The sequence below is a fragment of the Streptomyces olivochromogenes genome, from assembly GCF_021538895.1.
Taxonomy (GTDB): Bacteria; Actinomycetota; Actinomycetes; order Streptomycetales; family Streptomycetaceae; genus Streptomyces; species Streptomyces olivochromogenes_A.
The window spans coordinates 1-23,066 of record NZ_JADDRL010000063.1; the positions used below are offsets into that span (position 1 = coordinate 1).

Sequence of the window (23,066 nt, forward strand, 5' to 3'; positions counted from 1 at the left end):
ATGCTGGACGTGCTCGGCTTCGCGCCGGCGCTGGAGCGGGCCGATCTGGTGATCACCGGTGAGGGGTCGCTGGACGAGCAGACGCTGCACGGGAAGGCTCCGGCGGGGGTCGCCGCGGCGGCTCGGGCCGCGGGCAAGGAGGTCGTCGCGGTGTGCGGGCGGCTGGCGCTGTCCGCGGAGGCGTTGGAGCGGGCCGGGATCGGGCGGGCGTACCCGCTCACCTCGGTCGAGCCGGACGTCGCCAAGTGCATCGCGGATGCGGGACCGATCCTCGAACGCGTCGCCACCCACATAGCCGAGGACCACTTGGTCTGAGGCTCACCCTTTCCCATCCACCCACCCACCTCGGCCACCTGACAAGCGACCGTCGGGTGGGGACTCGACCCGCGGCCCCAGAGGCATCCGGGACCTGTCGCATCTTCAGTGGACCCGCGTGGCGGGATCGCCGCCCCGGCGGTCTCCGGACGGATCCTTCCGGAGATCCGCCGGATCGTTCCGGGCGTCTGCTTGGTGGCGGGTCACTCTGCGCGTTCGCCGGGCCGTTGCGGGTATCCGCAGGTTCGCGGGTCGCTCCGCGAGCCCGCGGGGCCGTTTCGGATGTGCGTTGGGCCGCGGGTCCTTCCACGTGTTCGCCGGGCTGTTCCGTGTCGCCGCGGGGTCGCGGTCGGTCCGTGCGCCTGCCGGGCTGTTTCGTGCATCCGCAGGTTCGTGGGTCCTTTCGCGCGTCCACCGAATCGTTCCGCGCAACCACAGGGCCGCGGATCCGCTTGCGCCTCCGCCGGGCTGTTCCGTGCCGGCACGGGGTCGCGGTCGGTCCGTGCGCCTGCCGGGCTGTTTCGTGCATCCGCAGGTTCGTGGGTCCTTTCGCGCGTCCACCGAATCGTTCCGCACATCCACAGGGCCGCGGATCCGCTCGCGCCTCCGCCGGGCTGCTCCGTGCCGGCACGGGGTCGCGGTCGGTCCGTGCGCCTGCCGGGCTGTTTCGTGCATCCGCAGGTTCGTGGGTCCTTTCGCGCGTCCACCGAACCGTTCCGCACATCCACAGGGCCGCGGATCCGCTTGCGCCTCCGCCGGGCTGCTCCGTGCCGCTACGGGGTCGCGGTCGCTCCGCCGTACGCAGGACCGTTTCGGACAGCCGCAGGCTCGCGGATCCCCCGGCCGCCCGCCGGACCGTTCCGACCGTCCGCGCATCCGTAAGGCCGCGGAGCACCCCGTACATCCGAAAGGGGCCCCGGACCGTTCCCGGTCCGGGGCCCCTTTCGGATGTTGTGCTCGCAGCGGCCGGCGTTACGGCAGCTGTGCGGCCCGCGCCTCGCGGCGGTTGTCGCGGAAGTTGTTCACTCGGCGGGCCGTGGCGAACAGGGGGATCACCGCGCCCATGACCAGCTGCAGGGCGCAGCCGGTCTGGAGGAGGAGCTGTCCGCTGGGGGCGTCGAAGGCCCAGGCGGCCAGGAGGCCCATGGACAGGACGATCCAGGCGAGCATCGCCCCGGCGAGCCGGCCCCGCGGCTTCGGGTACTCGACCCGGCTGACCATCAGCCACGCCGTGCCCAGGATCGCCAGGAGCGTCGCCACGAAGGGAAGCTCAAGGAGCACGATGGAGACCACCGTCAGCGCTCCGAACGGGCTCGGCATGCCCTGGAACATGCCGTTGGTCGGTGTCACGCAGGAGAAGCGCGCCAGACGCAGGACGACGGCCAAGAGCACCACGATTGCCCCGAGCGCCGCCATTCTCTGGTGTGCGTCGTCCGCCACCATGCCGTAGACCAGGACGAAGTACGCGGGCGCCAGCCCGAAGCTGATCAGGTCGGACAGGTTGTCCAGCTCCGCGCCCATCGGCGAGCTGCGCAGCTTGCGCGCCACCAGGCCGTCGAACAGGTCGAAGACCGCCGCGCAGAGCATCAGGATGACCGCGGTGGCGGCCGAGTGGCGGGCCATGCCGGCCGACTCGTCGTCGCCCGTGAGGTGCGGGATCAGGATGCCGGTGGTCGTGAAGTACACCGCCATGAAGCCGCACGTGGCGTTGCCGAGGGTGAGGGTGTCGGCTATTGAGAGGCGGAGAGAGAGGGGCATCTCCTCCTCGTCGTCCACCTCGTCGGCCTCGGGCACCCAGCCCGCCTGTGTCTCCGGATCAATCACGGTCAATGCGAGTCACCCCAGCCACGGTCTTCTGACCGACCTCGACCGCGACCTCCACGCCCTCGGGCAGGTAGAGGTCGACACGCGAGCCGAAGCGGATCAGACCGATTCGGTCGCCCTGCTCGACCTTCGTGCCCTGGGGGATGTAGGGCACGATGCGGCGGGCCACCGCGCCGGCGATCTGGATCATCTCGATGTCGCCGAGTTCGGTGTCGAAATGCCAGACTACGCGCTCGTTGTTCTCGCTCTCCTTGTTGAACGCGGGAACGAAGCCACCGGGGATGTGTTCGACGGACGTCACGGTGCCCGCGAGGGGCGCCCGGTTGACGTGGACGTTGAGCGGGCTCATGAAGATCGCGACGCGGGTGCGGCCGTCCTTCCACGGCATGATGCTCTGCACCACACCGTCGGCGGGCGAGATGACCCGGCCCGTGGCGATCTCGCGCTCGGGGTCGCGGAAGAACCACAGCATGCCCGCCGCGAGCGCGGTGGCGGGCACGGCGACGGCCTTGGCCGCGCCGGAGCGGCGTGCGCGGGCCAGGCTGAGGGCTGCGGTGGCGACGGTCGGGAGAAGCCACGGCGATGCTCCGCGCGCGAGGCGTACGCCGACCCGGCTGTCTCGTGGTGCAGAGGTTTGGCTGTGGGGCATGGATGACCTTCGTAGCGGATGATGCCGCGCAATGACGGGGGACGGCGGCTTTCCCGGGATCGTACCGGTCGCGGGCCGCAACTCGGCAAGCCAGGAAGCCGAGTCGGAAGCCGAAACGTGCCTACGGGGTGTGATCTTCTTCTCGAAGAAAACACCCCGTATCCACACAATCAGCCCTGGAACCGATACTCTTCGAGCAGCCGGCGCCCGATGATCATTTTCTGGATCTCGGCGGTACCTTCACCGATCAGCAGCATCGGTGCCTCGCGGTAGAGGCGCTCGATCTCGTACTCCTTGGAGAAGCCGTAGCCGCCGTGGATCCTGAAGGCATCTTCCACGACCTCCTTGCAGTACTCGGAGGCGAGGTACTTCGCCATCCCCGCTTCGAGGTCGTTTCGTTCCCCGGAATCCTTTTTGCGAGCCGCGTTGACCATCATGGCATGCGCGGCCTCGACCTTGGTGGCCATCTCCGCGAGCTTGAACTGGATGGCCTGGTGCTGGGCGATCGGCTTGCCGAAAGTGTGACGTTGCTGGGCGTACTGGACGCCGAGCTCGAACGCACGCTGCGCGACACCGCAGCCACGGGCCGCCACGTTGACCCGGCCGACCTCCACGCCGTCCATCATTTGGTAAAAACCTCGGCCGGTGACGCCGCCGAGCACCCGGTCGGCCGGAATGCGCAGGCCGTCCATGATGAGCTCGGTGGTGTCGACACCCTTGTAGCCCATCTTGTCGATCTTGCCGGGGATGGTCAGACCCGGGCGGACCTCGCCGAAGCCGGGCTCCTTCTCCACCAGGAAGGTCGTCATGGACTTGTGCGGGGCCGTGCCCTCGGGGTGTCCTTCGTCACTTCGGACCAGAACGGCCACCAGTGACGAGGTGCCGCCGTTGGTCAGCCACATCTTCTGACCGTTCAGGACGTACTCGTCGCCGTCCTTGACCGCCTTCGACGTGATCGCCGACACGTCCGAGCCGAGGCCCGGCTCCGACATCGAGAAGGCGCCGCGGATGTCGCCGGCCGCCATGCGGGGCAGGAAGTGGTCCTTCTGCTCCTGCGTGCCGTGCTGCTTGAGCATGTACGCCACGATGAAGTGCGTGTTGATGATGCCGGAGACCGACATCCAGCCACGGGCGATCTCCTCGACGCACAGGGCGTAGGTGAGGAGCGACTCGCCCAGGCCCCCGTACTCCTCGGGGATCATCAGACCGAAGAGGCCGAGTTCCTTCAGGCCGTCCACGATCTGCTGCGGGTACTCGTCGCGGTGCTCCAGTCCGGTCGCGACCGGAATGATCTCCTTGTCGACAAAGTCCCGAACGGTGGAGATGATCTCCTGCTGGACGTCGGTCAGACCGGCGGTCTGGGCGAGGCGCGCCATTACTTCTCCGTCTTCTTTTCCGCAGGTGCGGTCAGCTCCGGGCGGCCGGGCTGCTCGCCGCCGCGCTCCTTGATGTACGTCTCGGTGGGCACCATGACCTTGCGGCGGAAGACGCACACCAGGGTGCCGTCCTGCTTGTAGCCCTTGGTCTCGACGTAGACGATGCCGCGGTCGTTCTTCGACTTCGACGGCCACTTGTCCAGCACCGTCGTCTGACCGTAGATCGTGTCGCCGTGGAAGGTCGGCGCCACGTGCTTGAGCGACTCGATCTCCAGGTTGGCGATCGCCTTGCCCGAGATGTCCGGCACGGACATGCCGAGCAGGAGGGAGTAGATGTAGTTCCCTACGACGACGTTCTTGCCGAAGTCCGTCGTCTTCTCCGCATAGTTGGTGTCCATGTGGAGCGGGTGGTGGTTCATCGTGAGGAGACAGAACAGGTGGTCGTCGTACTCGGTGACCGTCTTGCCGGGCCAGTGCTTGTACGTCGCCCCGACCTCGAACTCCTCGTAGGTGCGTCCGAACTGCATCGCGCTCAGGGCTCCTTAGTTGGCGGGGGTCTCGAACGTGCTGGTGCGCTGCATGCCGGCGGCCCGGCCCTTGCCGGAGATGACCAGGGCCATCTTGCGGCTGGCCTCGTCGATCATCTCGTCGCCGAGCATCGCGGAGCCCTTCTTGCCGCCCGCCTCGGACGTGTAGTACTCGTACGCGTCCAGGATCAGCTCGGCGTGGTCGTAGTCCTCCTGGGAGGGCGAGAAGATCTCGTTGGACGCCTCGACCTGGCCCGGGTGCAGCACCCACTTGCCGTCGAAACCGAGCGCGGCGGCGCGCTGGGCGACCGCGCGGTACCCGTCGATGTTGCGGATCTGCAGGTAGGGACCGTCGATCGCCTGGAGGTTGTTGGCGCGGGCGGCCATCAGGATCTTCATCAGGATGTAGTGGTAGGCGTCCGCCGGGTAGCCGGGCGGCTGCTCGCCCACGACCAGCGACTTCATGTTGATGGACGCCATGAAGTCGGCCGGGCCGAAGATGATCGTCTCGACGCGCGGGGAGGCCTGGGCGATCGCGTTGACGTTGTTGAGGCCCTGCGCGTTCTCGATCTGCGCCTCGATGCCGATCTTGCCGACCTCGAAGCCCATCGTCTTCTCGATCTGCGTCAGCAGCAGGTCCAGGGCGACGATCTGCTCGGCGTTCTGGACCTTCGGCAGCATGATGCAGTCGAGGTTCTGGCCGGCGCCCTCGACCACCGTCACGACGTCGCGGTACGTCCACTCGGTCGTCCAGTCGTTGACGCGCACGACGCGCGTCTTGCCCGTCCAGTCACCCTCGTTGAGGAACTTGACGATGGTGTGCCGCGCCTCGGGCTTGGCCAGCGGCGCGCACGCGTCCTCCAGGTCCAGGAAGACCTGGTCGGCGGGGAGGCCCTGCGCCTTCTCCAGGAAGCGGGGGTTGCTTCCCGGGACCGCGAGGCAGGAGCGTCGCGGACGCAGACGGTTGACGGGCGTGGTCATGCGGGGACCTCCAGGGGGTCGAGCTTGTTCGCTTTCCGGATCTCGTCGACGATGCGCCCGATGATGCCGGTGATGTCGAAGTCCTTCGGGGTGAAGACCGCGGCGACTCCGGCGGCCCGCAGCTCTTCGGCGTCGCCATTCGGGATGATGCCACCGGCGATCACCGGTATATCTGTGGCACCCGCCACACGGAGGCGTTCCAGCACGTCCGGCACGAGCTGGGCGTGCGAGCCGGAGAGGATGGACAGGCCGACCGCGTGCACGTCCTCGGCGAGGGCCGCGTCCACGATCTGCTCGGGCGTCAGCCGGATGCCCTGGTAGACCACTTCGAAGCCGGCGTCACGGGCCCGCACGGCGATCTGCTCGGCGCCGTTGGAGTGCCCGTCAAGACCGGGCTTGCCGACCAGGAAGCGCAGCTTGCCGGTGCCCAGGTCGCGGGCGGTGGCGTCCACCTTGGCGCGGACCTCGGCCAGCGCCGAGCCCGCCTCCACCGGGACGGCGATCGGCGCGGACGACACGCCCGTCGGAGCACGGAACTCGCCGAACACCTCCCGCAGCGCGCCCGCCCATTCGCCGGTCGTGACACCGGCGCGGGCGCACTCCAGGGTGGCCTCCATGAGGTTGTCGGTGCCCTTGGCGGCCTCCTTCAGCCGGTCCAGCGCCTTGCACGGGCGCGGGTGGTTGAAGGGCGGCTGGTAGCGCGTGTCGCGCCAGCGGCCGATCGCCTCGACGACCTGCGCCTCCACGGCCGGGTCGACGGTCTGGATCGCGGTGTCCAGGTCGGCGGTCAGCGGGTTCGGCTCGGTCGTCTCGAAGATGTTGACGCCGACGATCTTCTCCTGGCCGGACTCGATACGACCCCGGCGCTCGGCGTGCGAGGAGACCAGCTGCGACTTGAGGTAGCCGGACTCGACGGCGGCCATCGCGCCGCCCATCTCCTGGATGCGGTCGATCTCCGCGAGGGACTCCTCGACCAGCTCGGCCACCTTCGCCTCGATGACGTGGGAGCCCTCGAAGATGTCCTCGTACTCCAGCAGGTCGCTCTCGTGCGCCAGCACCTGCTGGATGCGCAGGGACCACTGCTGGTCCCAGGGGCGCGGCAGGCCGAGGGCCTCGTTCCAGGCGGGCAGCTGGACGGCACGCGCGCGTGCGTCCTTCGACAGCGTCACGGCCAGCATCTCCAGGACGATGCGCTGGACGTTGTTCTCCGGCTGCGCCTCGGTCAGCCCGAGGGAGTTGACCTGGACGCCGTACCGGAAGCGGCGCTGCTTGGGGTTCTCGATGCCGTACCGCTCGCGGGTGATCTTGTCCCAGATGCGGCCGAACGCCCGCATCTTGCACATCTCCTCGACGAAGCGGACGCCCGCGTTCACGAAGAAGGAGATCCGGGCGACGACGTCGCCCATGCGCTCCTGCGGCACCTGGCCGCTGTCGCGCACCGCGTCGAGGACGGCGACGGCGGTGGACATCGCGTACGCGATCTCCTGCACCGGCGTGGCCCCGGCCTCCTGCAGGTGGTAGCTGCAGATGTTGATCGGGTTCCACTTCGGGATGTGGGAGACCGTGTACGCGATCATGTCCGTCGTCAGGCGGAGCGACGGTCCCGGCGGGAACACATGGGTGCCCCGGGACAGGTACTCCTTGACGATGTCGTTCTGGGTCGTGCCCTGGAGCTTGGTGATGTCCGCGCCCTGCTCCTCGGCGACGACCTGGTAGAGCGCCAGCAGCCACATGGCGGTGGCGTTGATCGTCATCGAGGTGTTCATCTGCTCCAGGGGGATGTCCTGGAACAGCCGGCGCATGTCACCGAGGTGCGAGACCGGCACGCCGACCCGGCCGACCTCGCCGCGGGCGAGGATGTGGTCGGGGTCGTAGCCGGTCTGCGTCGGCAGGTCGAACGCGACCGACAGGCCGGTCTGGCCCTTGGCGAGGTTGCGCCGGTACAGCTCGTTGGACGCCTCGGCCGTGGAGTGGCCGGCGTACGTGCGCATGAGCCACGGCCGGTCCTTTTCCCTTTGCGCCTGCGCTTGAGGGCGCTCTGTGCCGACGTCGACGTTCCTCAGCCCGCGGTCGCTACGCTCCCTTGGCTTCGTCTCTTTCGACGTCGACGCGCCCTCATTCGCAGGCGCGGACTCCCGCTTCGCCTCGGCGGGCTGACGCTCAGTCATCTGTGACCTCGGGGTGCTCGGGGGGCGCTCAGATGTTGCGGAAGCGGTTGATGGCGTCGATGTGCTTGGCGCGCAGCTCCTCGTCGCGCACGCCGAGGCCCTCCTCGGGAGCGAGGCACAGCACGCCGACCTTGCCCTGGTGGAGGTTGCGGTGCACGTCGAACGCGGCCTGGCCGGTGTCCTCCAGGGAGTACACCTTCGACAGCGTCGGGTGGATCTTGCCCTTCGCGATGAGGCGGTTGGCCTCCCAGGCCTCACGATAGTTGGCGAAGTGCGAGCCGATGATCCGCTTCAGTGACATCCACAGGTAGCGGTTGTCGTACTCGTGCATGTAGCCCGAGGTCGAGGCGCAGGTGGTGATGGTGCCGCCCTTGCGGGTGACGAAGACGCTCGCGCCGAAGGTCTCGCGGCCGGGGTGCTCGAAGACGATGTCGATGTCCTCGCCGCCGGTGAGCTCCCGGATGCGCTTGCCGAAGCGCTTCCACTCCTTCGGGTCCTGGGTGTTCTCGTCCTTCCAGAACTTGTAGCCCTCGGCGTTGCGGTCGATGATCGCCTCGGCGCCCATCGAGCGGCAGATGTCCGCCTTCTGGTCGCTGGAGACGACACAGATCGGGTTGGCGCCGCCGGCCAGCGCGAACTGGGTGGCGTACGAGCCGAGGCCGCCGCTGGCGCCCCAGATCAGGACGTTGTCGCCCTGCTTCATGCCGGCGCCGTTGCGGGAGACCAGCTGGCGGTAGGCGGTCGAGTTGACCAGGCCCGGGGCGGCGGCCTCCTCCCAGCTGAGGTGGCCGGGCTTCGGCATCAGCTGGTTGGACTTGACCAGGGCGATCTCGGCGAGGCCGCCGAAGTTGGTCTCGAAGCCCCAGATGCGCTGCTCGGGGTCGAGCATCGTGTCGTTGTGGCCGTCGCTGGACTCCAGCTCGACGGACAGGCAGTGCGCGACGACCTCGTCACCGGGCTTCCAGGCGTTGACGCCCGGGCCGGTGCGCAGGACGACGCCCGCGAGGTCGGAGCCGATGATGTGGTACGGCAGGTCGTGACGCTTGGCCAGGTCGTTGGTGCGGCCGTAGCGCTCCAGGAACCCGAAGGTGGACAGCGGCTCGAAGATCGAGGTCCACACCGAGTTGTAGTTGACCGAGGAGGCCATGACGGCCACCAGGGCCTCGCCCGGGCCGAGCTCGGGCACGGGGACCTCGTCGAGGTGGATCGACTTGCGCGGGTCCTTGTCGCGGGTCTGAAGACCCTCGAACATCTCCGTCTCGTCCTTGTGCACGGTGATCGCGCGGTAGGACTCGGGGAGCGGCAGGGCGGCGATGTCGGCCGGCGTCGATTCCGGCGACTGGATCGCGGCGAGGATGTCCTTCACGGTCACGTTGTTGCCTCCGGCGGTGAGCGCCCTGAGGGAGGGGCGCTGAGGGTTGCGTCGGTGCTGCTGAGGGTGGTGATGAAGGTGCCGTCGGTTCGGCTGGGTGGTGCTTCGGCAGCGCTTTGTGGCGCGGGAGGTTGCCTGTGACGCAGGCGTCCGGGCGAGCAGGCCATCGGCTTGCTGGGACAGCCGACGTGCGAATGGTCTCTGCACGCCGGCCGCCCGGACTCCTTCAACGTATGACACCGCGTGTCACCTCGCAAGGCACTGAGTGCCAGAACTTGCTCTCAGGTGAAATCTTTACGTAACAAATGAGCGATGATCGATCGAACAGCCTCTTAAATCTGCTCGAAAAGGTGCTCTGACATGCCAAAACGGCCACCCGGTGGGGTGGCCGTCATCACAGCGGGGCGCAGGGTCGCGCGGGGCGGTCGAGGGGCGTCTCAGCGGTCCTTGAGTGCCTGCTCGATGGTCCGCATCACCTCGTCGAGCGGGGCGTCGGTGCGGGCGACCGTCACCAGTACCTCGCCCATCTCGGAGACCGCCGCCGGGGCGGTCGCCGCCGGCTTGGGGGCCGAGGAGCGCCCGGCGCCGATCCCGTTGCCGAAGGTCTTGCGGACGATCGCGAAGGCGTGGTCGAGCTGCGCCTCCACGTCGCCCTGGCCGCCGGCCCGTAGCCAGCGCCGCAGGACGTGGTTGTGGGCGGTGACCACCGCGGACGCGGCGACCTCGGCCAGCAGCGGGTCGTCGTTGGCGTCGTCGTCGTGGGCGTGCTCGTCGAAGTGGCCGAGGAGGTAGCGGGTGAAGAGGCGCTCGTAGCGGGCCACCGACGCGATCTCGGCCTCGCGCAGGGTGGGCACCTCGCGCGTGAGCTTGTAGCGGGCGACCGAGATCTCCGGCCGGGCCGCGTACATCCGCATGACTTCCTTGATGCCGCGGCACACCGTGTCGAGCGGATGTTCGTGCGCGGGGGCGGCGTTGAGCACGGCCTCCGCCCGGATCAGGGTGTCGTCGTGGTCCGGGAAGATCGCCTCTTCCTTGGAGCGGAAGTGGCGGAAGAAGGTGCGGCGCGCGACCCCGGCCGCCGCCGCGATCTCGTCGACGGTGGTCGCCTCGTACCCCTTGGTAGCGAACAGCTCCATCGCGGCGGCCGCCAGTTCTCGGCGCATCTTGAGCCGCTGGGCGGCGGCGCGACTGCCTGCGGCACTTTCCGGCGCGTCGGGCGTAGCTGGTGTACGGGAGGACTTGGCGGGCTGGGACATGACCCGAACGTACTGCATGTGCGCAGCGTGATGCGCATGTCCAGGGTTTCCCCCGCCCGGGTGGGGCGGGGGTCCGCCGCTGGGGCCGAGCAGCCCGCCCCAGTCCGCGTCGTCGTCGAACCAGTCGCCGGATGCCTCAGCGGCGCGCATATTCGCGGAAGCCGCGGCCGGTCTTGCGGCCGAGGCAGCCCGCGGCCACCAAGTGCTCCAGGAGCGGCGCCGGGGCGAGGCCCGGGTCACGGAACTCGCGGTGCAGGACCTTCTCGATCGCCAGGGAGACGTCGAGCCCGACCACGTCCAGGAGCTCGAACGGGCCCATCGGGTAGCCGCCGCCCAGCTTCATCGCGGCGTCGATGTCGTCGAGGGACGCGTAGTGCTCCTGCACCATCTTGATCGCGTTGTTCAGGTACGGGAACAGCAGCGCGTTCACGATGAACCCGGCCCGGTCGCCGCAGTCGACGGCGTGCTTCTTGATGCGGCCGCAGACCTCGCGGACCGTGGCGTGGACGTCGTCCGCCGTCAGGACCGTGCGGACGACCTCGACCAGCTTCATGGCCGGCGCCGGGTTGAAGAAGTGCATGCCGATCACGTCCTGCGGACGCGAGGTGGCGCGGGCGCAGGCGACGACGGGCAGCGAGGACGTGGTGGTGGCCAGGACCGCGCCCGGCTTGCAGACCTTGTCCAGCGTCGCGAACAGTTGCTGCTTGATCTCCAGGTCCTCGGCCACGGCCTCGACGGCCAGGTCGACATCGGCGAAGGCCTCGTAGGAGCCCGCCGGGGTGACCAGGTCCAGGGTCTGCGCGGCCGCCTCGGCGGTCATCCGGCCCTTGTCCACGGAACGGGCCAGGGACTTGCCGATCCGGGCCTTGGCGGTCTGCGCCTTCTCCTCGCTGCGCGCGGCGAGGACCACCTGGTAGCCGGCCTTGGCGAAGACCTCGGCGATGCCGGAGGCCATCGTGCCGGAACCGGCGACACCGACCGAGCGGACGGTGCGGCCCGGGGTGAGGGAGGTGCCCTCCAGCGGGGTCAGCGCGTCCCGCACGACGGTGGCGCTGCCCGGGGCCTCGTACGAGTAGAAGCCGCGGCCGGACTTGCGGCCCGTCAGGCCCGCCTCGCTGAGCTGCTTGAGGATCGGCGCGGGGGCGTGCAGCCGGTCGCGGGACTCGGCGTACATGGCCTCCAGGACCGTACGGGCGGTGTCGACGCCGATCAGGTCCAGCAGGGCCAGCGGGCCCATGGGCAGGCCGCAGCCGAGCCGCATCGCCGCGTCGATGTCCTCGCGGGAGGCGTACTTGGCCTCGTACATCGCGGCGGCCTGGTTGAGGTAGCCGAACAGCAGCCCGTCCGCCACGAACCCGGGGCGGTCGCCGACCGCGACCGGCTCCTTGCCCAGCTCGATGGCGAGGTCGGTGACCGCGGCGACGGCCTGGGGCGCGGTCAGCACGGAGGAGACGACCTCGACGAGCCGCATGGCCGGCGCGGGGTTGAAGAAGTGCAGTCCGAGCACGCGCTCGGGGCGCGCCGAGTCGGCGGCCAGGCGGGTCACCGAGAGGGCGTTGGTGCCGGTCGCGAGGATCGTCTCCGGGCGGACGATGCCGTCCAGCTCACGGAAGATCTGGTGCTTGATCTCGTACGACTCCGGGGCCACCTCGATGACGAGGTCGGCCTCGGCCGCGGCCCGCAGGTCGGTGGAGGTACGGATCCGGGCGAGGGCGTCGGTGCGCTCCTGCTCGGTCAGCCGGCCGCGCTGCACGGCACGGGCGGTGGAGGACTCCAGGACGGCGACCGCGTGGGCGGCGGCGGCCTCGCTGATGTCGATGCCGACGACCTCGCGGCCGGCCTTCGCGAGGACCTCGGTGATGCCGGTGCCCATGGTGCCGAGGCCGACGACGGCAATGGTCTTGAGGTGGGACAGAGAGGTGTCGGACAGGGGAGTGGCCATCGCGGGACTCCAGAAATGAGGGGTGGTGACGACAAGAACGGCGCGCTGAGCGCGAGATCCGCACGGGTGCGCCGAGGGCGCACGCCGAGCGTGCTGAGTGCGGGTGTTGTTGCCGGGCTGCTGGCGCACACGCCCGGTGCCGTCCGCCGCGGGCGCGCACACGCCCGGGAAACGGCCTGGACCGACCGGCTCTGTCCCGGAGCCGAGTCGTACTGGTGGTACACGTGAGGTACCGAACCGACCTGCACTCACGACGGCTGCGTCACCAAACCGTCGTAAGCAAGCGCGAGTGGGTGACTCGCTCGAATGAGCTTAACCGGTGGGTAACGAGCGCGCTAGTCCCGAGTTTGTGATGAAGCTCCCCGGCTTCGCGCGACACCCCTAATCTGGGCTTCGTGGACGAAGAGTTGCGATCGCTCACGGAGCGTCTACGACAGGAGTCGCGCGGCACGTCGGCGTACGAGCGGCTGCTGGCGACCGAGGACCCCGACGAACTGGCGGACGTGCTCACCGCGGCCGCACAGCCGCTGTGGGCCAGGGAGTTGGCGGCGTTCCGGCTGGGCGTGGCCGGCGACCGGCGCGCCTTCGAGTCCCTCGTCCTGCTGCTCAACCACCGCGACCCGCCCCGCTGCGCCTCCGCCGCCCACGCGCTGGCCCGGCTCGGCGACCCCCGCACCGCCCGCGCGGCCGCCGCCCTCGCCACCAACGAACTGCGCGTCGCCTACGCCCTGCACCCCGTGCGGCTCCTGGTCGTGCTGCGGGCCCCCGAGTCCGTGCCGGCGCTGATCACGACCCTGGAGCGGCGGCTGCGCCCGCACGACCCCTATCGCCGGGTGGCCCTCGCCTGCGTGGAGGGGCTCGGCACGCTCGGCGACGTCCGGGCCCGGCGCGTCCTGAACGAGGCGCTGGCCCACCCGACGCTGGCCGAGGCGGCGGTGCACGCGCTGACGCGGATCCCCAGGCCGAGGTGACGCGTCAGCCGAGCGGTTCCTTGACGTAGCGCACCTCGGGCACGTCGACGCCCTTCACCTCGAAGGGCTCCTCCGCGCCGTCCGCGTGGAAGCCCGCTCGCTCGTAGAAGTGCCGGGCGCGCGTGTTCTCCTTCAGGACCCACAGGAACATGCGCGGCTGCGCGCGGCACTGCCGGACGGACCGCTCCAGCAGGATCCGGCCGACCCCGCTGCCGAGGTGCGCGGTGTCGACGTAGATCGCGTACAACTCGGCGTCCTCGGTGCGCACTTCGCCGTCCCGGTACGGTCCGTGCGCCGCCCAGCCGACGATCTCGCCGTCCCGCTCGGCGATCAGGTTCACCACGCCGTTCGTGGCGCGCGGAGAGAAGTGGGAGCGTCGCCACTCGGCGTCCCGCGCCACGCTGAGTCCGTCCAGATAGGACTGCGGCATCATGCCCCGGTAGGCGTGCTGCCAGCCACGGATCCGTATCTCGGAGACGCGGTCGCAGTCGGCGAGGGCCATCGGCCGCACCGTCAGCCCGGTCATGCGCCGACCACCGCGAACGCCTCGACCTCCATGAGGAACTCGGGGCGGACCAGCCCCGCCACCTGTACGGCCGAGGACGCCGGCAGCCGGTCCTCGGGGATGTGCGCGGCGCGGGCCGCGCGGAGGGCCGGCAGGTGGGCCATGTCCGTCACGAAGTAGGTGAGTTTGACGACGTCGGCGAAGCCGGCCCCGGCGGCGGCCAGGCAGCGCCTGAGGTTCTCGAAGACCTGGCGGGCCTGGGCCGCCGGGTCGCCCGCGCCGACCAGTTGTCCGTCCTCGTCCAGGGCGAGCTGGCCGGAGACGGCGACGAAGCGGCCGGTGGCCGCCACGACATGGCTGTACTGGGCGGCGGGGGCGACCCCGTCGGGGGCGGGAATCCTGGTCGGCTCACTCATGCGCCCATGGTGGACCATGGTCCGGCGACGCGGCCAACGCATTCGAGGCGGCCGACGCCCCCGACGGGCCGTCAGGCGGTGGGTGGTCAGCCGTGGTAGCCCAGCAGGCCGTGCAGGGCCGAACCACGGGACGACGTGGACGCCGCCTTTCCGGTCAGCGGCTTCGGGTCGGGGGTCCGCACGCAGACCGCGTCGGCCTCGCCGCCGTCGCCGCGCGGCACCGTGCCGTCGGTCAGATAGGCCGCCAGGTATTCGTCGAGGCAGGCGTTGCCGCTCAGCGTGATGCCGTGGTTCCCGCCGCCCTGCTCGACGACCAGGCTGGAGTCGGCCAGCAGCCGGTGGACCGCCGCGCCGCCCGGGTACGGGGTCGCCGCGTCGTCCGTCGCCTGGAACAGCAGCACCGGCGGCAGCTCGGCGTTGGCGATGTTCAGCGGCTGCCGCGACGGGGTCGGCCAGAACGCGCACGGCGCGTTGTACCAGGCGTTGTTCCAGCTGATGAACGGCGCCTTCTCGTGCACCGCCCAGGCGTCCTTGCGCCACTGGTTCCAGTCCCGCGGCCAGGAGGCGTCACGGCACTGCACCGCCGCGTAGACGCTGTAGCCGTTGTCGCCCGCGGTGTCGACGGCGCCGAACCGGTCGTACGCCTGCACCAGGAGGTCGGCCTTCTTGTCCCGGCTGTAGGCGGCGAACGCCTCGGCGAGGTAGGGCCAGTAGCCGTTGTAGTAGCCGCCGGGCATGAACGTGTCGTCCAGTTCGGAGGCCCCGACCTTCCCGCCCGCCGGCCTCTTGGCCAGCGCCGCCCGCATCGCGTACCACTTGGCCTCGACCTCGCTCGGGTCGTCGCCGAGGTGGTACGTCGCGTCGTACTGCGCGATCCAGGTCATCAGGGCCCGGTGACGGTCGTCGAAGGCGTAGTCCTGGCCGATGTTGTCGTCGTACCAGACGCCGGTCGGGTCGACGATCGAGTCCAGGACCAGCCGGCGCACCCGCTGCGGGAACAGCTTGGCGTAGACCGCGCCGAGGTAGGTGCCGTACGAGTAGCCGAAGTAGTTGACCCGCTCGGCGCCGAGCGCCGCGCGGATCGCGTCGATGTCCCGCGCGGAGCTGACGGTGTCGATGTACGGCAGGACGCTCGCGTACTTCTTGCCGCAGGCGTCGGCGAACGCCTTCACGCGTGTGAGGCCGGCCTGTTCCAGCTGGTCCGTGTCCGGCACGGAGTCGGGGCGCACCGCCTTGAAGTACTGGGGTTCGCAGGTGAGGGCGGGCGTGCTCCTGCCCACGCCGCGCGGGTCGAAGCCGATGACGTCGTACTGCGCGGCCACGTCCTTGGGCAGCGCGGCCGCGACGAATCCGGCGAGGGTGCGGCCGCTGCCGCCGGGGCCGCCGGGGTTGACCAGCAGCGGGCCCTGGTAGGTCTGGGCGGTGTGCGGGACGCGGGTCAGGGCGAGCGTGATCTGCCGCCCGCCGGGGTTCGCGTGGTCGAGCGGCACCTGGAGCGACGCGCACTGCAGCGTCGGATAGTCGGTCGTGCCGCACTTCTGCCAGGCGAGCCCAGCGGCCCCCGCGGTCTGCGCGGTCGGTGCGGTCCTTCGGATGACGGCGTCGGCGGGGGCGGCCGTGAACGACCCGGCCACGACGACGGCGGCGGCACCGCACAGCACGGCTGCGCGTGATCTCATGGGTCCTCCCGGGACGGAGGGTGATCGGACCGCGAAGGTCACGGTCCTCGCCGCATCGTCCCGAAAAGAGGGCCGGGAAAAACCGTTCTGTCAACACTTGACCCAATTGGGCCGGAAGATGCCCCCGAACGCTCTCAGATCAGCGTGAGTTGGGTAGGTTCGGAGGTTCCGTCGGCGGGCGCCGGTGTCGCTGCCGGTGTCGCTGCCGGTTCCGTGGCCTCCGGCGGGCGGATCCGCCGCGGCATCCCCGGGCGCGAGGGCCCGATGCCGTACTCCTGGGCCAGCTCGTGGACCTGACGGGTGATCCGGCGCTGGTACCACTTGGGCGCGTAGGCGCCGTCCGCGTACAGCCGTTCGTAGCGGCGCACCAGGTAGGGGTGGTGCCGGCCGAGCCAGGCCATGAACCACTCCCGGGCGCCGGGCCGCAGATGCAGCACCAGCGGGGTGACGGAGGTGGCCCCGGCGGCCGCGATCGCCCGCACGGTGGCCCGCAGTTGGGCCGGGTCGTCGCCGAGGAAGGGGATCACCGGCGCCATCAGCACGCCGCAGCCGATGCCGTGCTCGCCCAGGGTCCGTACGACCTCCAGGCGCCGCTCCGGCGCGGGCGTGCCCGGCTCGACGGTGCGCCACAGGCCCGGGTCGGTGAAGCCGACGGAGACCGAGATGCCGACGTCGGTGACCGCGGCGGCCTGCTTGAGCAGGTCGAGGTCGCGCAGGATCAGCGTGCCCTTCGTCAGGATCGAGAAGGGGTTCGCGTGGTCGCGCAGGGCGGCGATGATGCCCGGCATCAGGCGGTAGCGGCCCTCGGCGCGCTGGTAGCAGTCGACGTTCGTGCCCATCGCGATGTGCTCGCCCTGCCAGCGGCGGGAGCCGAGCTGGCGGCGGAGCAGTTCGGGCGCGTTCACCTTGACCACGATCTGGGTGTCGAAGTCGATCCCTGTGTCGAGGTCGAGATAGCTGTGCGTCTTGCGGGCGAAGCAGTACACGCACGCGTGCGAGCAGCCCCGGTAGGGGTTGACCGTCCAGTCGAAGGACATGCGTGAGACGCCCGGTACCCGGTTGATGATCGAGCGGGCCCGGATCTCGTGGAAGGTGATTCCGGCGAACTCGGGCGTGTCGAAGGTGCGGGTGGTGACGGCGTCCGCGCCGAACAGCGCGGCATCGGCCGCCCGGCTGTGACCGTCGGACTCCACTGTGAGGTTTTCCCAGCGCATGACGCCTCCTCGGTAGCGCTGGCCACAGAATAGAACATACGTTCCCATGATCGTGCGACCTCGATTTGGGCGGCCGGGTCGCGGGGTGATTGGCTTTGCCCAACCCCGAGAGTTCAGGTCCTTTAAGGAGTCCCATGGCGCAGGTCGAGGCCACTACGGAGCGGGTCGTCGCGGCGGACGCGGAGAAGGTGTTCGACGCCCTCGCCGACTACAGCGGCACGCGCGCGAAGCTGCTGCCCGAGCACTTCAGCGAGTACGAGGTGCGCGAGGGCGGCGACGGCGAGGGCACCCTCGTGCACTGGAAGCTCCAGGCCACCAGCAAGCGGGTCCGCGACTGCCTCCTGGAGGTCGCCGAGCCCACCGACGGCGAGCTGGTCGAGAAGGACCGCAACTCCTCCATGGTCACCACCTGGCGCGTCACCCCCGCCGGCGAGGGCAGCTCCCGCGTCGTGGTGACCACCACCTGGACCGGCGCCGGCGGCATCGGCGGCTTCTTCGAGCGGACCTTCGCCCCCAAGGGCCTCGGCCGGATCTACGACGCGGTACTCGCCAAGCTCGCCGCCGAGGTCGAGAAGTAGCCCAAAGGGCAATCGGGGAAGGCGCGTTGATCCCCTCACCGGTTCGAGTGGATCTCCGCGCCGACCGCCCTCGTGCCGTAACTCGTCGTGCCTGCCCGCAGTTGTCGATTTGCGCGTGATACGCGTGGATTTAGGCGGAAATCGTGCGGCAGCGCGACGAGGGGAGCGGTACGTGGGCGGGACGACCCTGGTGCAGTACGAGCCGGTGGTGGCGCCACCTCCTGAGGCCCCCGTCCCGCCGGCCGGGCCGGCCGGTGAACTCGGCGCGCGCCGGATCGTGTTGGTCTTCTTCGCGCTGATGCTCGCGCTGCTGCTGGCCGCCTTGGACCAGATGATCGTCGCCACCGCGCTGCCGAGGATCGTCGGCGAGCTGCACGGCCTGGACCGGATGTCCTGGGCGATCACCGCGTACCTGCTCACGGCCACCGTGGGACTGCCGGTCTACGGCAAACTCGGCGACCTGATCGGCCGCAAGGGCGTCTTCCAGTTCGCGATCCTCGTCTTCGTCATCGGCTCGGCGCTGGCCGGGCGGGCGCACAGCATGGACCAGCTGATCGCCTTCCGCGCGGTCCAGGGCGTCGGCGCGGGCGGACTCATGATCGGCGTGCAGGCGATCATCGCGGACATCGTGCCGCCCCGCCGGCGCGGTCGCTTCCTCGGCCTGATCGGCGCCGCGTTCGGCCTCGCCTCGGTCGCCGGACCGCTGCTCGGCGGCTACTTCACCGACCACCTCTCCTGGCGCTGGTGCTTCTACGTCAACGTGCCCTTCGGGCTGGTCACCCTGGCCGTCGTCACGCTGGTGCTGAAACTCCCCAAGCCCGCCGTCCGCGGCCCGCTCGACCTGCTCGGCATCCTGCTGCTCGCGGCGGCCTCCACCTGCCTGGTGCTGCTCACCAGTTGGGGCGGCACCGAGTACGCCTGGGACTCGCGCCCGATCCTCGGCCTCGGCGCGGGCGCGCTCGCCGCCACCGTCCTCTTCCTCGCCGCCGAGCACCGCGCCGCCGAACCCCTCATCCCGCTCCGGCTGTTCAGGGACTCCGTCTTCGTCGTCACCGGACTGGTGGGCCTGGTCATCGGCGTCGCCCTGTTCGGCGCCGCCAGCTATCTGCCCACCTTCCTGCAGATGGTCGACGGCGCCTCCGCCACCGAGTCCGGCCTGCTGATGCTGCCCATGATGGCCGGGATCGTCGGCGCCTCGATCGTCGCCGGACAGCTCATCACCCACACCGGCCGCTACAAGGTCTTCCCGGTCCTCGGCGGACTGCTCTCCGCCATCGGCATGTGGCTGCTGTCCCGGCTCGCCGTCGACACGCCCCGGCTGCACTACAGCATCTGGATGGCCGTCCTCGGCGCCGGCATCGGCATGGTGATGCCCGTCCTGATCCTCGCCGTGCAGAACTCCGTCCGCCCCGCCGACCTCGGCACCGCCACCAGCGCCAACAACTACTTCCGGCAGATCGGCGGCAGCGTCGGCGCCGCCGTCTTCGGCACCCTCTTCGCCGGCCGGCTCGCCGACGCCCTGCGCGACCGTCTTCCCGCGCGCGCGGGCACCCGGCTCCCGGACCCCGAGTCCCTCACCCCGCGGCTCGTCCACGCGCTGCCCCCGGAGCTGCGCGACGCCTACATCCGCGCCTACGCCGACGCGATGCCCCGGATCTTCCTCTACCTCGTCCCGGTGCTCGTCCTCGGCCTGCTCATCGCCTTCTTCCTCAAGGAGAAACCCCTGGTGTCCCACAACACCCCCGTCACCGACCAGGAGACCGTGCCGGGCAACGCCGCCATCCCGCAGGCCCGCCCCCAGCCTTCGGCCGGGGGGACCCCTCTCTCTCCTCGCTCGCCCCTCGCCGCCGGAAGCCCCGTCTGCGGGACGGTGCAGCACCCCGACGGGACCGTGGTGCCCCGCGCCGCCCTCACCCTCATCGACGTCGCCGGGCAGCAGATCGGGCGGGGCGCCAGCGGCGAGGACGGGCGGTACGCGCTGTCCACGCCCGGCTCCGGGTCGTACGTGCTGATCGCCGCGGCCGGCGGCCACCAGCCGCAGGCGGTCTCGGTGACCGTCGGCGAGCGGCCCGTCGAGCTCGACGTCGTCCTCGGCGGCGCCGGACGCCTCGCGGGCACCGTGCTCACCGCCGACGGCTCGCCCGTCCGGGACGCCACCGTCACGCTCACCAACGTGCACGGCGAGGTCGTCGCGAGCACCCGCAGCGGGCGCGAGGGCGGCTATGTCATCACCGAGCTGGTGGCCGGGGAGTACACCCTCGCCGCCAGCGCGCCCGCGTTCCGCCCGGCCGCCCTGCCCGTCACCGTGCAGGCGTCCCGGGAGACCCGGCAGGACGTCGAACTCGCGGGCGGCGCCCTGCTGCGCGGGACCGTGCGGGCCGGTGGCGGACGGCCCGTCCAGGACGCGCGGGTGACCCTGCTCGACGCGGCCGGCAACGTCGTGGACACGCTCACCACGGGCTCCGACGGTACGTTCCGGTTCGTCGACCTCTCCTCCGGCGAGTACACCGTGATCGCGGCCGGATACCCGCCGGTGGCCACGGTTCTGCACGTGGCGGGCGGCGGACGCACGGAACGGGACCTGCTGCTGGGGCACGACGACTGACGCAGCCTGACGCAGCAACCGGCTCACCGCCCTCGCGGGGCGCGGACCTGCGGGCCGAGGCGATCAAGTGAAACCAATTCCAGGATTGCCACACATCGCAACCGGACGTCCCCGTACGGTAGTGACGGGCGGCACAGATCTATGCGGAGCCGTGGGGAGAGAGGGCCTTGGCCATGGACCGTGGCAACGAGAGGGACGTACCTCCCAGCCGCGGAGCTGGGGACGGCGCGGGGGACGCCGCGACGGCCGGGCGTATCCCGCTGGCCGTCGTCGTCGTGGACCGGGACGGTCTGGTGTCCCATTGGAGCAGCGGCGCACGCCGGCTGTTCGGCGTGACGAGGGAGGACGCCGTGGGGCGTCCGGCGGGCGATCTGCTGCCGGTCTCCGGCGCGCTGCCCGACGGCCTCGACGCCGAACCGCGGCCGGACGCCTACGGACCCTACGAGGCGTACGACGGCCTGGGCCCCGATCTCGAGGCCTCGCTCGGCGGACGGACCGCCTACGCGACGGCGGGCCGGGCCCGGATCTCCGAAGACTCCAAGGACCGGGACGAGACCCGGCTCGACGTCCTGTGGTGGGCCTATCCGCTGGTCGGCCCCGGGCCCGAACGGCTGCTGGTGCTCGTCGCCGACGCCGCGCGACTGCGCGTCGAGCGCGGCTACACGGAGGAGGCCGTCGAGCGGATCGCGCCCGGCTTCGCCCGCTACACCGAGCTGCCCGCGTTCGACGAACTCGCCCGTCGGCTGCCCGAGATCCTGCCCAACATGGGCCCGGGCCTGAGCGGCCGCATCGTCTCCCAGGTGCTTGAACTAGGGTACCCCGTCCTGGAGTTCAGTCAGTACGACCGGGTGCCGGTGACACCCGACTGGGGCGTGCCGCGCCGCGCGGGACGCCCGCGCCCGCACACCGTGCCGCAGCAGCGGACCGCGGTCGACGTCCCGGTCGGCGCCGAGCACGACCTGGAGTACGTGGCCGTGCGCGAGCGGCTGGAGTTCCTCAACGAGGTCAGCTCCGGCATCGGTTCCTCGCTGGACCTGGGGGAGACCATCCGCGAGGTGACCAGCGCCGCCGTGCCCCGCTTCGCGGACTTCGCCGGCACCCATCTGCGTTCGGCGGTGCTGGCGGGCGAGGGCTTCCCGGACGGCCCGCCGGACGCGACGACCGTGATGCACCGCGTCTGGGTCGAGCACAACGACGAACCCGGCCGCTGGGACGACACCGTGCCGGTCGGCGAGACCTTCGCCTTCCCCGAACACACCCCGTTCTTCCAGTGCATGGTCACCGGCGAGCCGGTCCTCATCCCGAGGATCAGCGAGGAACTCGGCAACCGCATCTCCGGCGAGTTCGAGAAGCGCGACCTCAGGCCGCTGATCAACGGCCGCTCCCTGCTGATCGTCCCGCTCAAGGCGCGCAACGTCGTCCTTGGTTTCATGGTGCTGATGCGCCGCCCGGACCGCGAACCCTTCGACGGCATGGACCGCACCACGGGCGCCGAACTCGCCGCCCGGGCCGGTCTCGTGCTGGACAACGCCCGCATGTACACGTACCAGGAGAACGTCGCCGAGACCCTCCAGGACAGCATGCTGCCGCAGGTGAGCCCGCGCATGGCCGGGTGCGACGTCGCCACCCGGTATCTGCCGGGCACCCGGCTCGGCCGGATCGGCGGCGACTGGTTCGACACCATCAAGCTGCCCGGCTCGCGCACCGCGCTCGTGGTCGGCGACGTCATGGGCCACGGCCTCAACGCGGCCGCCATGATGGGCCAGTTGCGCACCGCCGTGCAGACCATGGCCACCATGGAGACGCCGCCCGCGCAACTGCTGCGCAACCTCGACGACCTGGCCCGGCGGCTCGGCGAGAACTACCTCGCCACCTGCCTGTACGCGGTGTACGACCCGATCCGCGGCGAAGTGCAGCTCTCCAACGCCGGACACATCCCGCCCGTCCTGGTGCGGGCCGAGGACGGCCGCAGCGAACTGCTCGACCTGCCGACCGGCGCCCCGATAGGAGTGGGTGGCGTCGCCTTCGAGTCCGCCGTCGTCCGGGTCTCGCCCGGGGACCGGCTGGTGCTGTGCACCGACGGACTGGTCGAGGTGCGCGGGGCCGACATCGGCGACGGACTCGCCGCGCTCTGCGAGTCCGCCGCGCACCCCGCGGCCTCGATGGACGCCGCCTGCGACACGATCATCCGGGCCCTCAACACGCACGGCGGACGCAAGGACGACGTCGCGCTGCTCATGGCCCGGCTCAACGGCATCCCGGCCGGCCATGTCGCCGAGTGGCAACTGGCCCGGGACGCACGCGAGGTGGGCCAGGCCCGTCGACTGGTCCGCGCACAACTGCTGGAGTGGGGACTGTACGACGCCGTGGACACGGCGGAGTTGTTGGTCAGCGAGGTCGTCTCCAATGCCGTACGGCACGGCGGCGGTGACTCGATCGGGCTGCGGCTGGTGCGCACCGACGCGCTGCTGTGCGAGGTCACGGACGACGAACCGGCACTGCCCACCCTGCTCGGCGCGGGTACCCACGACGAGTCGGGCCGCGGTCTGCGCGTGGTCAGCCGGCTGGCCCGCGAATGGGGCGCCAGCGCCTCCGGACACCACAAGACCGTCTGGTTCGAGCAGGCCCTGACGCCGTCCCGCGGGTTCTGACAGGGGCGCGCGGAGCGTGTGCGCGCGCCTCCTGGCG

The 23,066-nt window shown here is 70.5% G+C and carries 18 protein-coding genes; 5 read left to right on the forward strand and 13 right to left on the reverse strand.

Going from position 1 to position 23,066, the window contains the following annotated elements:
- Positions 1-315: glycerate kinase (locus IPZ69_RS28085; protein WP_235457367.1), on the forward strand; the 315-nt coding region annotated here is incomplete at its 5' end.
- Between the two features lie 972 nt (positions 316-1,287).
- On the opposite strand, the gene pssA is transcribed toward IPZ69_RS28085, so the two are convergent.
- The 9 genes from pssA to IPZ69_RS28130 form a co-directional block, all read right to left on the reverse strand.
- Complete coding sequence (gene pssA, locus IPZ69_RS28090; RefSeq protein ID WP_235457424.1) at positions 1,288-2,109, reverse strand: CDP-diacylglycerol--serine O-phosphatidyltransferase; 822 nt, start codon at positions 2,107-2,109, stop codon at positions 1,288-1,290.
- A 22-nt stretch (positions 2,110-2,131) separates the two neighbouring features.
- Complete coding sequence (locus IPZ69_RS28095; protein ID WP_235457368.1) at positions 2,132-2,788, reverse strand: phosphatidylserine decarboxylase; 657 nt, start codon at positions 2,786-2,788, stop codon at positions 2,132-2,134.
- 170 nt (positions 2,789-2,958) lie between these two features.
- Positions 2,959-4,164 (reverse strand): acyl-CoA dehydrogenase family protein, encoded by a 1,206-nt coding sequence (locus IPZ69_RS28100; protein WP_235457369.1) that lies wholly within the window; start codon positions 4,162-4,164, stop codon positions 2,959-2,961.
- Positions 4,164-4,691 carry a MaoC family dehydratase gene (locus tag IPZ69_RS28105; protein ID WP_235457370.1) on the reverse strand — a complete coding sequence of 176 codons (528 nt, stop codon included), beginning with the start codon at positions 4,689-4,691 and terminating at the stop codon, positions 4,164-4,166. The genes IPZ69_RS28100 and IPZ69_RS28105 overlap by 1 nt, the downstream gene beginning before the upstream one ends.
- A 15-nt stretch (positions 4,692-4,706) precedes the next feature.
- Positions 4,707-5,672: an HpcH/HpaI aldolase/citrate lyase family protein gene (locus IPZ69_RS28110; protein ID WP_235457371.1), complete on the reverse strand. Its 966-nt coding sequence runs from the start codon at positions 5,670-5,672 to the stop codon at positions 4,707-4,709.
- A complete protein-coding gene (locus tag IPZ69_RS28115) occupies positions 5,669-7,735 on the reverse strand; it encodes a protein meaA (RefSeq protein WP_268835133.1) in 2,067 nt (688 codons plus the stop codon). Before IPZ69_RS28115 ends, IPZ69_RS28110 begins: the two co-directional genes overlap by 4 nt.
- 133 nt (positions 7,736-7,868) lie before the next feature.
- On the reverse strand, positions 7,869-9,206 hold the full coding sequence (gene ccrA, locus IPZ69_RS28120; protein ID WP_374294098.1) for a crotonyl-CoA carboxylase/reductase: 1,338 nt from the start codon (positions 9,204-9,206) through the stop codon (positions 7,869-7,871).
- Positions 9,207-9,649: 443 nt separating this feature from the next.
- Complete coding sequence (locus IPZ69_RS28125; protein WP_235457374.1) at positions 9,650-10,486, reverse strand: TetR family transcriptional regulator; 837 nt, start codon at positions 10,484-10,486, stop codon at positions 9,650-9,652.
- A gap of 118 nt (positions 10,487-10,604) precedes the next feature.
- A complete protein-coding gene (locus IPZ69_RS28130; RefSeq protein WP_235457376.1) occupies positions 10,605-12,410 on the reverse strand; it encodes a 3-hydroxyacyl-CoA dehydrogenase family protein in 1,806 nt (601 codons plus the stop codon).
- A gap of 395 nt (positions 12,411-12,805) precedes the next feature.
- Between IPZ69_RS28130 and IPZ69_RS28135 the strand changes: the two genes are divergently transcribed.
- Entirely contained in the window at positions 12,806-13,381 is a 576-nt protein-coding gene (locus IPZ69_RS28135; RefSeq protein ID WP_235457377.1) for an adenylosuccinate lyase, read from the forward strand.
- 4 nt (positions 13,382-13,385) lie between these two features.
- Here IPZ69_RS28135 and IPZ69_RS28140 read toward each other — a convergent pair whose 3' ends face one another.
- The 4 genes from IPZ69_RS28140 to IPZ69_RS28155 form a co-directional block, all read right to left on the reverse strand.
- Positions 13,386-13,907 (reverse strand): GNAT family N-acetyltransferase, encoded by a 522-nt coding sequence (locus IPZ69_RS28140; protein ID WP_235457378.1) that lies wholly within the window; start codon positions 13,905-13,907, stop codon positions 13,386-13,388.
- Positions 13,904-14,302 carry a RidA family protein gene (locus tag IPZ69_RS28145; protein WP_235457379.1) on the reverse strand — a complete coding sequence of 133 codons (399 nt, stop codon included), beginning with the start codon at positions 14,300-14,302 and terminating at the stop codon, positions 13,904-13,906. Before IPZ69_RS28145 ends, IPZ69_RS28140 begins: the two co-directional genes overlap by 4 nt.
- Positions 14,303-14,388: 86 nt before the next feature.
- Positions 14,389-15,981 (reverse strand): alpha/beta hydrolase, encoded by a 1,593-nt coding sequence (locus IPZ69_RS28150; RefSeq protein ID WP_235457380.1) that lies wholly within the window; start codon positions 15,979-15,981, stop codon positions 14,389-14,391.
- Positions 15,982-16,115: 134 nt separating this feature from the next.
- Positions 16,116-17,195, reverse strand: a complete 1,080-nt coding sequence (locus tag IPZ69_RS28155) for an Rv2578c family radical SAM protein (protein WP_235457381.1) — start codon at positions 17,193-17,195, stop codon at positions 16,116-16,118.
- A 134-nt stretch (positions 17,196-17,329) separates the two neighbouring features.
- Here IPZ69_RS28155 and IPZ69_RS28160 point away from each other — a divergent pair, with 134 nt between their 5' ends.
- From IPZ69_RS28160 to IPZ69_RS28170, 3 genes are all read left to right on the forward strand, one after another.
- A complete protein-coding gene (locus tag IPZ69_RS28160; RefSeq protein WP_235457382.1) occupies positions 17,330-17,773 on the forward strand; it encodes an SRPBCC family protein in 444 nt (147 codons plus the stop codon).
- Positions 17,774-17,945: 172 nt separating this feature from the next.
- On the forward strand, positions 17,946-20,378 hold the full coding sequence (locus IPZ69_RS28165; RefSeq protein WP_235457383.1) for an MFS transporter: 2,433 nt from the start codon (positions 17,946-17,948) through the stop codon (positions 20,376-20,378).
- A gap of 173 nt (positions 20,379-20,551) precedes the next feature.
- Positions 20,552-23,029, forward strand: coding sequence for a SpoIIE family protein phosphatase (locus tag IPZ69_RS28170; protein WP_235457425.1), 2,478 nt, complete (start codon positions 20,552-20,554; stop codon positions 23,027-23,029).
- The last annotated feature ends 37 nt before the right edge of the window (positions 23,030-23,066 follow it).